Annotated in this window: 11 protein-coding genes; 6 read left to right on the forward strand and 5 right to left on the reverse strand. The window is 73.4% G+C overall.

The window, feature by feature from the left end; translation table 11 throughout:
* Window positions 1–153 precede the first annotated feature (153 nt).
* The 3 genes from ACTEI_RS28840 to ACTEI_RS28850 all read right to left on the reverse strand — a co-directional run bounded on the left by ACTEI_RS28840 (window position 154) and on the right by ACTEI_RS28850 (window position 3,290).
* Window positions 154–522 carry a VOC family protein gene (locus ACTEI_RS28840; protein WP_122980526.1) on the reverse strand — a complete coding sequence of 123 codons (369 nt, stop codon included), beginning with the start codon at window positions 520–522 and terminating at the stop codon, window positions 154–156.
* 126 nt (window positions 523–648) lie between these two features.
* Entirely contained in the window at window positions 649–2,685 is a 2,037-nt protein-coding gene (locus ACTEI_RS28845) for an N-acetylmuramoyl-L-alanine amidase (protein WP_122980527.1), read from the reverse strand.
* Window positions 2,686–2,801: 116 nt separating this feature from the next.
* Window positions 2,802–3,290: a TspO/MBR family protein gene (locus ACTEI_RS28850; protein ID WP_122980528.1), complete on the reverse strand. Its 489-nt coding sequence runs from the start codon at window positions 3,288–3,290 to the stop codon at window positions 2,802–2,804.
* A gap of 141 nt (window positions 3,291–3,431) precedes the next feature.
* Here ACTEI_RS28850 and ACTEI_RS37480 point away from each other — a divergent pair, with 141 nt between their 5' ends.
* Window positions 3,432–3,578: a hypothetical protein gene (locus tag ACTEI_RS37480; RefSeq protein ID WP_164466170.1), complete on the forward strand. Its 147-nt coding sequence runs from the start codon at window positions 3,432–3,434 to the stop codon at window positions 3,576–3,578.
* On the opposite strand, the gene ACTEI_RS28855 is transcribed toward ACTEI_RS37480, so the two are convergent.
* Complete coding sequence (locus tag ACTEI_RS28855; RefSeq protein WP_122980529.1) at window positions 3,568–5,274, reverse strand: alpha-glucosidase; 1,707 nt, start codon at window positions 5,272–5,274, stop codon at window positions 3,568–3,570. The genes ACTEI_RS37480 and ACTEI_RS28855 overlap by 11 nt on opposite strands.
* Window positions 5,275–5,356: 82 nt before the next feature.
* Between ACTEI_RS28855 and ACTEI_RS28860 the strand changes: the two genes are divergently transcribed.
* The 4 genes from ACTEI_RS28860 to ACTEI_RS28875 all read left to right on the forward strand — a co-directional run bounded on the left by ACTEI_RS28860 (window position 5,357) and on the right by ACTEI_RS28875 (window position 10,308).
* The gene (locus tag ACTEI_RS28860) at window positions 5,357–6,358 is read left to right on the forward strand and encodes a glycosyltransferase family 4 protein (protein ID WP_122980530.1); all 1,002 of its coding nucleotides are present in this window, start codon (window positions 5,357–5,359) and stop codon (window positions 6,356–6,358) included.
* A 155-nt stretch (window positions 6,359–6,513) separates the two neighbouring features.
* Window positions 6,514–7,695, forward strand: a complete 1,182-nt coding sequence (locus tag ACTEI_RS28865) for a glycosyltransferase (RefSeq protein WP_122980531.1) — start codon at window positions 6,514–6,516, stop codon at window positions 7,693–7,695.
* A gap of 46 nt (window positions 7,696–7,741) precedes the next feature.
* Entirely contained in the window at window positions 7,742–8,824 is a 1,083-nt protein-coding gene (locus ACTEI_RS28870; protein WP_122980532.1) for a glycosyltransferase, read from the forward strand.
* Complete coding sequence (locus ACTEI_RS28875; RefSeq protein WP_122980533.1) at window positions 8,821–10,308, forward strand: glycoside hydrolase family 130 protein; 1,488 nt, start codon at window positions 8,821–8,823, stop codon at window positions 10,306–10,308. Before ACTEI_RS28870 ends, ACTEI_RS28875 begins: the two co-directional genes overlap by 4 nt.
* On the opposite strand, the gene ACTEI_RS28880 is transcribed toward ACTEI_RS28875, so the two are convergent.
* Window positions 10,305–11,138 carry a methyltransferase domain-containing protein gene (locus ACTEI_RS28880; protein ID WP_122982470.1) on the reverse strand — a complete coding sequence of 278 codons (834 nt, stop codon included), beginning with the start codon at window positions 11,136–11,138 and terminating at the stop codon, window positions 10,305–10,307. The genes ACTEI_RS28875 and ACTEI_RS28880 overlap by 4 nt on opposite strands.
* A 127-nt stretch (window positions 11,139–11,265) precedes the next feature.
* Here ACTEI_RS28880 and ACTEI_RS28885 point away from each other — a divergent pair, with 127 nt between their 5' ends.
* Entirely contained in the window at window positions 11,266–12,063 is a 798-nt protein-coding gene (locus ACTEI_RS28885; RefSeq protein WP_145830989.1) for a hypothetical protein, read from the forward strand.
* Window positions 12,064–12,116: the final 53 nt, after the last annotated feature.

Consider the following 12,116-nt stretch of genomic DNA (forward strand, 5'->3'; position numbering starts at 1 on the left):
GGCCGATGATCCGGGTCCGGGCGCTGTCCACGTCGATGCCGACCCGCCGGCCCGGCGGATCCTGGCCCGGCAGTGCGGCACGGCGGAGGCGCTCACGCTGCGCGACTACGGGCCGGCCGGGGCCACGCGCCCGGCCGGCCTCCCGGGCCGCTCCTAGGCCGAGCGCAGGCAGAGGTCGAACGGCTGCCCGGCCGGGTCGAGCAGCACCCGCCAGCGCTCCGGGTGCGGCTGCCCGGCCGGCTTGGTGGCGCCCAGGGTCAGCGCCTGCTGCTCGGCCTTGTCCAGGTCGTCGACGTAGAAGTCGAGGTGGTAACGCTTCGGGGCGGCCTCGGCGGGCCAGCCGGGCCCGGCGTACCCGGGCACCCGGCCCCACCCGAGGCTGGTCGCGCCGTCGCCGATCATCGCGTAGTCGCCGTCGGCGTGCAGCACCTCCCAGCCCAGCACGGCCGCGTAGAAGCGGGCCTGCGCCGACGGGTCGGCGGCGTCCATGTTCAGCATCGCGAGAGTGGCGAATCCAGTCATGGACCCCATCCTGCCGCCGGAGACTGACACCTACCGGCAGGAATGAACGGCGTCCACCGGCAGGATCGGATGGCCGCCTACCGGTCGGGATGAACGGCGGGGCGCGCGGCATCCACCGGCCGGCGCTCAGGACAGGTAGGCCAGACCGTCGACGATCACGCCGGAGCGCCCGGCGGTGCCCTCGGGCTGGATCCGTACGGTGTGCCGCCCGGCGTCGGCCCACGCCCGGGTCCAGACGACGCGGCGGTAGAGCGGGCTGGTCGCGCGGGTGTCGGCGTACCCCTGGAAAGCGCCGTCGACGTAGATCCTGATCCGGCCGGAGGTCGCCGTGCGACCCACCACGAGGGCCGCGGAGCGGCCGGTGAAGGTCCAGCTCAGCGCCGAGCGCGTGGAGGTGGCGCGGGCGGCGGCGCCGCCCAGGTGGCCGACCCCCGGCCGGGCCCGCCAGCTCCCGGTCCGCGTTGCCGCGGTCTCCTGCAGGATCCTCGGGGTACGGGTGAACGACGCCGCCCGCCGGTTCCCGGCGTGATCGGTCGCGGCCACCGTCCAGGTGCTGGGCCGGCCCACCGGGACCGGGCCGCCCAGGCTGCGCACGGCGCCGGCGAGCACCGCCCGGCTCGCGCCGGTGACCTCGACGAGGTGCAGACCGGCCGGGTCGGTGGCGGCCCAGCTGAGCCGGACCGGCGCGGTGGAACCGACGGTGCCGGCGGTGAGGGCGGCCCGCGGGAGCGCGGTGAAGTCCGGCGGGGTCACGTCCGCGACCACCGGCACGGTGGTGGTGGCGGTGCGCCGGGACAGGTGCACCGCCCGCACCGCGACGGTGTGCGGGCCGGGGCGCAGCCGGAGCCGGCCGAGCCGGGTCCAGTTGGCCCGGGACAGGACGAGCCGGCCGTCCACGTAGATGTCGAACCGGTCGATCATGCGGGTCGGGGTGGTCAGGTCCCAGAGCGGCACGAGCGGACCCCGGGTCCAGTACCGGCCGGACCACAGCCGGGCACCGGAGATCCGCCGCAGGCGCAGCCCCGCCGGGGCCGCGCCGGCCACCCGGCGGATGACCGCGAGCTGGGCGTAGAAGGTGTCACCGGGGCACTCGGTCAGCCCGGCGTCGCGGTGCCCGGAGATCCGGTTGAGCAGCACCCGGCGGCCGGCCGCGAACCTGGGGCCGCCGCCCGAGGCCAGCACGACGCGCCCGGCGGGCGCCCGGCCGGCGCCGCCGAGCTTGTACGCCGCCAGCTGCGCCACCGACAGCCGGGCCGCCGCGGGGACCGGCGCCGACCGGTAGTCCCCGATCACCGCGACCGAGCTGGCGTTGGTGTTGAAGCCCAGGGTGTGCGCGCCGAGCACGTTGCGGTCCACCCCGCCGCGGCGCCCCTCGAAGATCGTTCCGCACCTGTCGACCAGGAAGTTGTAGCCGACGTCGTTCCAGCCCTTGCTCCGCACCTGGTACGCCTGGATGCCCCGGACGATGCTGGCCGAGCTGCGGCAGCTGTAGTCGTTGCCGGTCGCGGTGTGGTGCACGAAGAACACCTCGGTGGCGCCGGTGTAGCCGGGCGGCCCCGTGACGATGCGCTCGTCGGCGCCCCACGCCGACCGGGTCAGCATCCGCGGCACCGGCCGTACCGGGAGCGGCGCCGCGCCGGCCCGGCCCGGCCGCTGCAGCGCGGCGGGCGCCATCCGCGTGCGCGGCCGCTCCGGCGAGTCCGGGTTGATCAGGTCGACCCGCAGCCCGGCCGGCAGCTCACCGTCCCCGCCGACCACCCGGGCCTGCACGCCGTCCGAGGGCCCGACCCAGAGCGGGTCGCTCGCGCCCCGCACCCGCGCGCCCTCGGCGCCGCCGGACTCGTCCGGCGCGTCGGTCTCCAGGACCCGCCACGGTGTCCAGTCGTGGGTGCCCGCCGCGCGGGTGCGCACCTGGATGGTCCCGGCCGCCGCCGCTGCCGGGTCGTCCCAGGTGACGCCGACCAGGCTGAACCGTGCGGTGTCGCGTTCGGGCAGCTCGACGCGGTGGCCGTCGGCCGCGGCCACGAGCCGCACGCCGCCCGGGGCGGTCAGCGGGAAGGTCTGGAGCAGCGGTTCGTCGTGGGCCGGGGCGAGGCCGATGGCGGCCAGCGTGACCGCCGGGGTGGCGGCGACCATGGCGGTGACGAGACGGTTCCGGCGCATGCACAACTCCCCAGCCGCCGGAGGAAGGGGTCATTTCGGTAGTTAACCGGCGACCTTCTGTCACCTTGCCGGGGCCGGAAGGGACATGTGGGGTGTTTTGTGAAATAAGCTCTGTTTTATTGATTGGTCAGCCAGATCGCGGCGTTCAAGGCGGTGGCGAAGGTGACCCACACCCAGTACGGCAGCAGCAGCGCGGCCGCACCCCGGGACACCGGGCGGAAACGCCACACGGTCATCCCGATCATCACCCAGAGGATCACGATGTCGGCCAGCGCGAGGCCGTATCGCCCGAGTCCGAAGAAGATCGGGGTCCACAGCGCGTTCAGGAGGAGCTGCGCGGCGTACCAGTTGAGCGGGGTGGACCAGCCGGTCCGCCGCCAGACCAGCCAGCCGCTCACCGCGATCATCGCGTAGAGCACCGTCCAGACCGGCCCGAACACCGCCGACGGCGGCGCCCAGGACGGGCGGTCCAGACTCCGGTACTCCCCGGCGGTGCCGGCCACGCCGAGAACGCCGATCAGCGCGGCGGCGGCGACCGCCGCCGCGAACCCGGCCAGTGCCCACCACGGCGCGAGCGGGCGGTGCGGCGCCACATGACTGCTCATCGGCCTCCCTTACCCGCGGCGGCCCCGGCTCAACCCGGCCGGCGTCCGGTCCCACCCGGCGCCGCCGCGGCGTGGTTTGCCGCCGCGAAGCCGTGGGGTACAGGGTCGCCCGCCCCATCCCCACGGTTTCGAGGAGCATCCATGTCCATCCAGGGAGTGTTCTATCTGATCGCGGTGATCCTGCTGGTGCTGGCGGCGCTGCCGATCGCCACCCGCGGGATCAGCCTGGCCCTGCTCGGCGCGGCGTTCGCGCTGCTCGGGTACTCCTGGGACACCATCACCGGCTGAGCCTGCGCCGGTAGACGACGGCCTGCCAGGGGGCGAGCGTCAGCGACTCGGGCGTCGCCCCCGGCAGGTTGGTCAGCAGCAGCTCGGCGCCGGCCCAGGCGGCCGCGTCGTCGATCTGCGCCGGCGCCGTCTCGCCGGAGAAGTTGCCGATCACCAGCAGCTCGGTGTCGCCGAGGCGGCGGGTGAACGCGTAGAGCCGCTCGTCGTGCGGCAGCAGCATGGTGAAATCGCCGTCCACCACGGCCGGCTCGGTGTGCCGCAGCTCGATCAGCCGCCGGTAGTAGTGGAACACCGAGTCCGGGTCGCTCCGCTGCGCGGCCGCGTTGATCTCCCGGTAGTTCGGGTTGACCGCCAGCCACGGGGTGCCGGTGGTGAAACCGGCCTGCGGCGAGTCGTCCCACTGCATCGGGGTACGGGCGTTGTCCCGCCCCCGCGCGCGCAGCACGGTCAACACCTCCTCGGCGGTACGCCCCTCCAGCTCCACCGCCTGCCGGTACTGCCCGAGCGCCTCGATGTCCCGGAAGTCCTCGATGCCGCCGAACGGGTGGTTGGTCATCCCGAGCTCCTCGCCCTGGTACACGTACGGCGTGCCGCGGTGCAGGTGGAGCACGGTGCCGAGCATCGTGGCCGAGGCCACCCGGTGACGCGGGGAGTCGTCGCCGTAGCGGGAGACCACCCGCGGCTGGTCGTGGTTGTTCCAGTAGAGGCTGTTCCACCCGACCTCGGCGAGACCGGCCTGCCAGCGGCCCAGGATCGCCTTGAGGTCGGTCAGCCGCAGCGGCTGCAGGCGCCACGGGTCCGGTCCCCGGTCCACCCAGACGTGGTCGAACTGGAAGACCATGTCGACCTCGCGCCGCCGCGGGTCGGTGTGCCGCCGCGCCTCCTCCACGGTCACGCCGGGCATCTCACCGACGGTCAGCAGCCCCTCCCGGCCGGCGAAGACCTCGCGGTGCATCTCCTGCAGGAACTCGTGCAGGCGCGGGCCGCCGACGAAACCGGCGGAGCCGTCGGCGTACGCGGCGCCGGCCGGCAACCGGCCGTCGACCAGCGGCGTGACCTTGGAGATCATGTTGATCACGTCCATCCGGAAGCCGTCCACGCCGCGGTCCAGCCACCACCGCATCATCGCGTAGACGGCCTGGCGGACCTCCACGTTCTCCCAGTTCAGGTCCGGTTGCTTGCGGGAGAACAGGTGCAGGTAGTACTCGCCGGTCTTCTCGTCGTACTCCCAGGCGGGGCCGCCGAAGACGGAGCCCCAGTTGGTCGGCTCGGCGCCCGGCGTGCCCGGTTCCATGCCCTCGCGGGCCGGCCGCCACCAGTACCAGTCGCGCTTCGGGTCGTCCTTCGACGAGCGGCTCTGGACGAACCACGGGTGCTCGTCCGAGCTGTGGTTCACCACCAGGTCCATGATCAGCTTCATGCCCCGGGCGTGCACCCCGGCGAGCAGCTCGTCGAACGTCTCCAGGGTGCCGAACATCGGCTCGATGTCCTGATAGTCGGTGATGTCGTAACCGTTGTCGTCCTGCGGCGAGGGATAGATCGGCGACAGCCACAGCACGTCCACGCCCAGTTCGGCGAGATGGTCGAGGTGGTCGATGACGCCGCGCAGATCACCCATCCCGTCGCCGTCCGAGTCCGCGAAGCTTCGCGGGTAGATCTGGTAGACGACCGCCTTCTTCCACCACGAATCCGTCATTCCTCTTCTCTAACACGAGAACGCCGTCGGTAACCGGGAGGCATACTGTCCACGTGTTTATTACCGGAAAATGGCTTTTGTCATGAAGGTGGCGCTGCTGGGGCCGATCGCCTGGCGCACCCCGCCGCTGCACTACGGCCCGTGGGAGCTGATCACCAGCCTGCTCGCCGAGGGCCTGACCGCGCGCGGCGTCGACGTCACCCTCTTCGCCACCCTGGACTCGGTCACCACGGCCACCCTCGACGGCGTCGCGGCGACCGGGTACGAGGAGAGCGAGGCCATCGACGGCCGGGTGTGGGAGGCGTTGCACGTCAGTCACGCGCTGGCCCGCGCGAGCGAGTTCGACCTGGTCCACAACCACCTGGACTGGCTGCCGCTGGCCTTCTCCACGCACTGCGCGGCCCCGCTGCTCACCACCGTGCACGGCTTCTCCGGGCCGCACATCCTGCCGGCCTACCGCCGGGCCGACTCGCATTACGTGTCCATCTCCGACAGCGACCGCTCGCCCGATCTGGACTATGTGGCCACCGTGCACCACGGCGTGGACCTCAGCGGCCTGCCGTTCCACCCGGACGGCGGGGACGACCTCGTCCTGTTCGGCCGGATCCACCCGGACAAGGGCACCGACCTGGCCATCGAGATCGCCCGCCGGGCCGGGCGCCGGCTGGTGATGTGCGGCATCGTCCAGGACCGCCGGTTCTTCACCGAGCGGGTGGAGCCGCTCATCGACGGCGACCGGGTGGTCTACCTGGGATCGGTCGGACCGGACGAGCGCGGGACGATCCTCGGCTCGGGCGCCGCGCTGCTGCACCCGATCCGATTCGCCGAGCCCTTCGGACTCTCCGTGGTGGAGTCTATGGCGTGCGGGACGCCGGTTGTGGCGTACCGGAAAGGGTCCATGCCGGAGGTCGTCGACGAGGGGGTGACCGGCCGCCTGGTGGACTCGGTCGACGAGGCGGTGGCCGCGGTCGGACGGATCGCGGACATCGACCGGGCCGCCTGCTCGGCGCGCGCCCGGGAACGCTTCTCCGCGGCGCGGATGGTGGACCAATACCTGGAGATCTACCGAAAAATCGTCAGGTAAACACTAGATCTTGTTAACGTCGCAATGTGAATTGCGCGTTATTCGGGACATTCCCGGAACGCCTTTACGCCCTTCATGCGCGGAGCCCGTCATCACGTCCGCGCGCGGAGTCCGCGCTGCGGAGAGGCAGCCGGCCCAGGAGAGAAAGGCCTGACATGCCCGCGACATACGGGTTTCTGAGTACATATCCACCCACTCAATGCGGTTTGGCGACTTTCAATGCGGCCCTGGCCACCCACCTGAGCGCCGCGACGCCCGGCGCCCGGGGATCGGGCGTGGTGCGCCTGCTCGCCGGGGACGCCGCCGGCGGCGGGATCGCGCTCGACCGGGCCGCCCCGCGGGTGGTGCACACCTGGCACACCGGCGTGCCCGGCGGCTGGCCCGGCGCCGCCGCCGCGCTCAACCGCTTCGACGTGGCGATCATCCAGCACGAGTACGGGATCTACCCGGGCGACGCCGGCGCCGAGGTGCTGCCGGTGCTGCGCACGCTCCAGGTGCCCAGCATCGTGGTCCTGCACACCGTGCTGGCCAACCCGGACCAGCTGCAACGCGCGGTGCTGGAGCAGATCGCCGACCTCGCCGACGCCGTGGTGACCATGACCGACACCGCGCGCCGCCGCCTGACCAAGAACTACGCGGTCGACGCCCGCAAGGTGTCGGTGATCCCGCACGGGGCCGCCAGCCACACCGGGGCCCCGCGCGCCGGCCGCGCCCGGCCGCACCTGCTCACCTGGGGCCTGCTCGGCCCGGGCAAGGGCATCGAGTGGGCGCTGCGCTGCCTGGCGCTGCTCCAGGACCGGCAGCCGGCACCGGTCTACACGGTCGCCGGGCGGACCCACCCGAAGGTCCTCGAACAGCAGGGCGACACCTACCGCGACAGCCTCCAGGCGCTGGCCGCGCAGCTGGGCGTGGCCGACACGGTGCGCTGGCTGGACGCCTACCTGGAGCCGGACGAGCTGTCCCGGCTGATCCGGTCGGCGGACGCGGTGCTGCTGCCGTACGACTCGACCGAGCAGGTCACCTCGGGTGTGCTGATCGAGGCGGTGGCCGCCGGGGTGCCGGTGGTGGCGACCGAGTTCCCGCACGCCGTGGAACTGCTCGCCGACGGGCCGGGACTGCTCGTGCCGCACCAGGACCCGGAGGCGATGGCCCTGGCGCTACGCCACGTGCTGGCCGAGCCGGGCCGGGCGGGGCGGCTGGCCGGGATCACCGGCGGCCCGACCCTGCGCTGGCCGGCGGTGGCCGCCCGGTACCAGGCCTTGGCCGCCCGCCTGCTGGCCGCCCGCGCCGCGGTCACCCCGGTCGCCCCGCTCGCCACGGCCACGATTCCGGCATGAGGGGCGCGATGGACCGCATCGTCGACGGCGCGCCGGGGGCGGCGGCATGAGCCTCTCGCTGCGGCTGATCCCGCCACCGATCCGGCTCGCCGACGTGCCCGAACCGCGCTTCGACCACGTGCTCCGGCTCTCCGACGACACCGGCCTGCTGGAGCACGCCCGGACCGCGATAGCGCGGCGCGAGCACGGCTACTGCGTCGACGACGTCGCCCGGGGCCTGCTGGTCGTCAGCCGGGAGCCGCAGCCGGCGCCGGCGGTGCTGCGGGCCGCCGAGCGGTACCTGGCCTTCCTCACCCATGCGCAGGACGCCGACGGCGCCTTCCGCAACCGGATGAGCTACGACCGGTGCTGGCGCGACGAGCCGTCGCTGGGCGACTGGTGGGGCCGGGCGCTGTGGGGCCTGGGCACCGCCGCCGCCCGCGGCAGCGCCGGCTGGATCCGGCGGGAGGCGGCGTACGCCTTCCGCCTGGGCGCCCGCCGGCGCTCCCCCTGGCCCCGGGCGATGGCCTTCGCCGGCCTGGGCGCGGCCGAGGTGCTGCGGGCCGAGCCACGCGACCGCTGCGCCGCCGACCTGCTCGCCGACGCGGCCACCGTGATCGGGCTGCCCGGCTCGGACCCGGAGTGGGTGTGGCCGGAGCCGGAGCTGACCTACGCCAACCCGGCGCTGGCCGAGGTGGTCATCGCGGCCGGCGACCTGCTCGGCGACGAGGCGCTGCTGGGCGACGGCCTGCGGATGCTCGACTGGCTCTGCGGCATGCAGGAGCACCACGGTCACCTGTCCTGCGTGCCGGTCGGCGGCTGGCGTCCCGGTGTGCCGAAGCACCGGCACGACCAGCAGCCGATCGAGGCGGCGGCCACCGCGGACGCCTGCGCCACGGCCGCGGCGCTCACCGGCGACGAGCGCTGGGACGCCGCGCTGTTCCAGGCGATCACGTGGTTCCTGGGCGACAACGACACCGGAACGGTGATGTACGACAGTGAGTCAGGCGGTTGTTATGACGGGTTGACGGCCGATGGTCCTAATCTGAACCAAGGAGCCGAATCCACTCTCGCGCTCGTCTCCACGCTGCAGCACGCCCGCACGCTGGCGAGCCGGAGCGCGACCCGACCGTCAGGTGGCTTGGCGTGACAGCAACCCTGAGCACCACCGACATCACCCGTCACCACCTCACCATGGCGCCGGACGCCCGGCGCGTGGTGATCAAGCTGTTCGTGCCCGGTGAGGACGCTCTCGCCACCCACAACCGCGCCTCCTGCCTGATCGAACGGGTGCTGCAGCTCGACGAGAGCGACACCGTCGAGCTGCTGGCCGAGGTGGTGGAACGCTTCTCCGGGCGGCACCACGACATCCTGGCCACCTTCCAGCACAACTACGAGCTGGTGCAGCACCGGGTGCCACCGGAGATCGAGCTGTCGCCGTCGGCGCGGACGCTGATCGGGGCGTACTTCAGCCACGAGTTCTCGGTGGAGGCGGCGGCGCTGTGCAACCCGTCGATCGTGCCGCACCCCGACCAGAGCGACCTGGGCCCGGGCGAGCTGCGGGCGGCGCTGAGCCTGCGGCAGATCGGCGAGGGGCACATCTCGTCGATCGGCTTCTGCAGCGTGGTGCTCGGGCCCGGCCCGGCGATCCGGCTGGAGGAGCGGGACGGGCCGCTCGCGATCGGCCACCGGGTCGGCGCCAAGCACATGAAGCACCAGCTGTCCGCCGCGCTCGGCGACGAGGACATCGACAACGAGTGCTCGGCGTACATCCTCAACGCCCTGCCGGACCGCTACGACGACCAGGAGTTCGAGGACATCCTCAGCCAGCTGCCGCGCGAGCTGCTGGGCCGGCCGACCACCCCGCTCACGCTGGACCCGATCCGGCGCATCGTCGGCGACGACTACGCGGTCACCTTCCCGGCCACCATGCCGCTGCACCAGCGGGTGCTGTGGCCGGCCACCCCGAGCGAGAGCCGGGGCATGGAGGACGCCCGGTTCGTGCAGGTGATCGACCCGGACGGGCGGCCGGCGTACCAGGCGACCTACACCGCGTACGACGGGGTCAACATCGCCGGGCGGGTGATCTACAGCCGCGACCTGCGGCACTTCGAGATGACCGCGCTGCACGGGCCGGCCGCCAGGAACAAGGGCATGGCGCTGTTCCCGCGCTACGTCGGGGGCCGGAAGATGGCGCTCTGCCGCTCCGACGGCGAGACGCTGGGCCTGGCCGTCCGCGACGAGCACCACCGCTGGCAGACGGCCGGTCCGCTGCTCGTGCCGCACCGCGGCTGGGACCTGATCCAGGTCGGCAACTGCGGCTCACCGATCGAGACCGAGGCCGGATGGCTGGTGCTCACCCACGGCGTCGGGCCGATGCGGCGGTACGCGATCGGCGCCATGCTGCTCGACCTGGAGCACCCGGAGCGGGTCATCGCCGATCTGCCGCACGGCCTGATCGAGCCGGACGAGATCGAGCGGGAGGGGTACGTCCCGAACGTGCTCTACTCCTGCGGCGCGATGGTGCACGACGGACGGTTCTGGCTGCCGTACGCCTCCAGCGACGTACGGATCGGTTTCGCCAGCGTGCCGCTCGACCGCCTGCTGCAGCGCATGGTCCCGGTCGACCGCTAGACCGGTTCCGGCACGTCGCCCGCCACGACCCAGATGGTCAGCACGGCCAGGAAGTCGCCGCGGGCGCCGGCCGCCTCCACGTGGGCCAGCCACTCGTCACGCAGGCCCGGCGGGGTCCGCCAGGCGTCCTCCGGCACCCGCGGGTTGACCATCGGCAGCACCACGGCGGCCGAGTCCGGGGTGCCGAACAGGCACGTCACCGGGATGGTGGCCAGACCGGTCAGCCCGGCCGCGACGAGGCGGCGCCGCAGGGTCCGCCCCATGTCGCGCTGCGGCGGCGTGAAACGGCTCCCGACGTACGACAGCACCGTGTCGCGCAGCGCGGCCGGCACCCCGTCGAAGGCCAGCGAGTCCCAGTCGGTGTCGATCAGGCAGATCCGCCCGCCCGGCCGGGTCACCCGGCACAGCTCGCCGATCGCCCGGTCCGGGTCGTCCACGTGCTGCAGCACCCGCTCGCACCACACCCCGTCGACACTGCGGTCGGGCAGGTCCAGCGCGCAGACGTCGCCGGTGAGGTAGCGCACGTTGCTGTCGTCGTGCCGCCGGACCGCGTCCGCGGTGACCGCCGCGGAGAGGTCCAGGGCGATCACGTCGCCGCGCGGTCCCACCTCGGCGGCCAGCCGGCGGGCCACCTCCCCGCTGCCGGAGCCCGCGTCGAGCAGCCGCGCCCCGAGCGCCGGGCGCAGGGCGTCGAACCCGGCCCGGCGGACCCGCCGGATCTCCGGGTGCCGGCCCATCTCGGTCAGCGCGGCAAGCACCATCTCGGACATCTGTGTCGGCAGTCCGTCGATGTCGGAGAACGGCGTACGTTCCTTCTGCGCGGGTTCCATGCCGCGATTGTTCTCCTGGCGCACACCGATCCGCCCCGTGCCGGTCATCCATCCGACAGGGGGCTCCACCTGCTTTTCTGGTGATCCGCTCCAGTACCGTGAGGCCCTTGTGAGCAAGGAGCGCGCGTTGACCACACCACATCGGCCGGAGCCGCCCGCCCCCGCGGCGCCGGCCTGGGTCACCTGGCCGATCCGGGCCGTCGCGCTGGTCGTGGTGCTGCCCGTCCAACTGTTGTGGACGGCCGCCGGCGCGGTCGGCCGGCACGTGCTCGTGCCGGTCGGCCGGGCGCTGGGCTGGCTGCTGCGGACCTTCGTGATCGCGCCGCTGCTCTGGCTGCTCCGGCAGGTCCTGCAGTGGGTGGTCTTCCCGCTGCGGCACGCGCTGCGCTGGCTCGGCGGGGCGCTGCTCGCCGCGGCCGCCTGGGTGCTGCGGATGCTGCTGCGCCTGCTGCTGCGGCCGGTCGGGACGGTGGTCGTGGCGGTGCTGGTGTTCCTCGGCCGGTGGGTGCTGCGGCCGGTCGGACAGGCGGTGTACCGGTGGCTGCTGACGCCGCTCGTCGCGGCGATCGGCTGGGCGCTGCACGTGTCGTACCGGTGGATCCTGACCCCGCTGGGACACGCGATCGGATGGTCGCTGCGGGCGGCGTACCGGGCGATCCTGCGGCCGACCGGCCGCGCCGTCGCCGGGGCGGTACGCGCCGTCCACCGCTGGGTCCTCCTCCCCGGCGGCACGGCCCTCGTCTGGGCGTCCCGGGTCGTCCACCGCCACCTGCTACGGCCGGCCGGTCTGGCGCTCGCCGCCGTCTGGCGGCACACGTTCGGCGCGCTGGTGCGCGGCGTCGGCGCCGCCGGCCGCTGGGCGCGCGACGAGGTGCTGCGCCCGGCCGGTCTGCTGGTGCGCGCCGCGCTCGGGCTGCGCCGCTGATACCACAATCGGTGACTCGGCGTCATGCGGTCGTCATCACAAGCGACGACCGG

This window comes from Actinoplanes teichomyceticus ATCC 31121 (assembly GCF_003711105.1).
Lineage (GTDB): Bacteria > Actinomycetota > Actinomycetes > Mycobacteriales > Micromonosporaceae > Actinoplanes > Actinoplanes teichomyceticus.

What these genes read in the sequence shown, in the direction of transcription:
- ACTEI_RS37480 (WP_164466170.1), top strand. Translation starts at nt 3,432, where the DNA reads ATGTCCATCCAGGGAGTGTTCTATCTGATCGCGGTGATCCTGCTGGTG.
- ACTEI_RS28845 (WP_122980527.1), bottom strand. Translation starts at nt 2,685, where the DNA reads ATGCGCCGGAACCGTCTCGTCACCGCCATGGTCGCCGCCACCCCGGCG.
- ACTEI_RS28850 (WP_122980528.1), bottom strand. Translation starts at nt 3,290, where the DNA reads ATGAGCAGTCATGTGGCGCCGCACCGCCCGCTCGCGCCGTGGTGGGCA.
- ACTEI_RS28840 (WP_122980526.1), bottom strand. Translation starts at nt 522, where the DNA reads ATGACTGGATTCGCCACTCTCGCGATGCTGAACATGGACGCCGCCGAC.
- ACTEI_RS28880 (WP_122982470.1), bottom strand. Translation starts at nt 11,138, where the DNA reads ATGGAACCCGCGCAGAAGGAACGTACGCCGTTCTCCGACATCGACGGA.
- ACTEI_RS28855 (WP_122980529.1), bottom strand. Translation starts at nt 5,274, where the DNA reads ATGACGGATTCGTGGTGGAAGAAGGCGGTCGTCTACCAGATCTACCCG.
- ACTEI_RS28860 (WP_122980530.1), top strand. Translation starts at nt 5,357, where the DNA reads ATGAAGGTGGCGCTGCTGGGGCCGATCGCCTGGCGCACCCCGCCGCTG.
- ACTEI_RS28870 (WP_122980532.1), top strand. Translation starts at nt 7,742, where the DNA reads ATGAGCCTCTCGCTGCGGCTGATCCCGCCACCGATCCGGCTCGCCGAC.
- ACTEI_RS28865 (WP_122980531.1), top strand. Translation starts at nt 6,514, where the DNA reads ATGCCCGCGACATACGGGTTTCTGAGTACATATCCACCCACTCAATGC.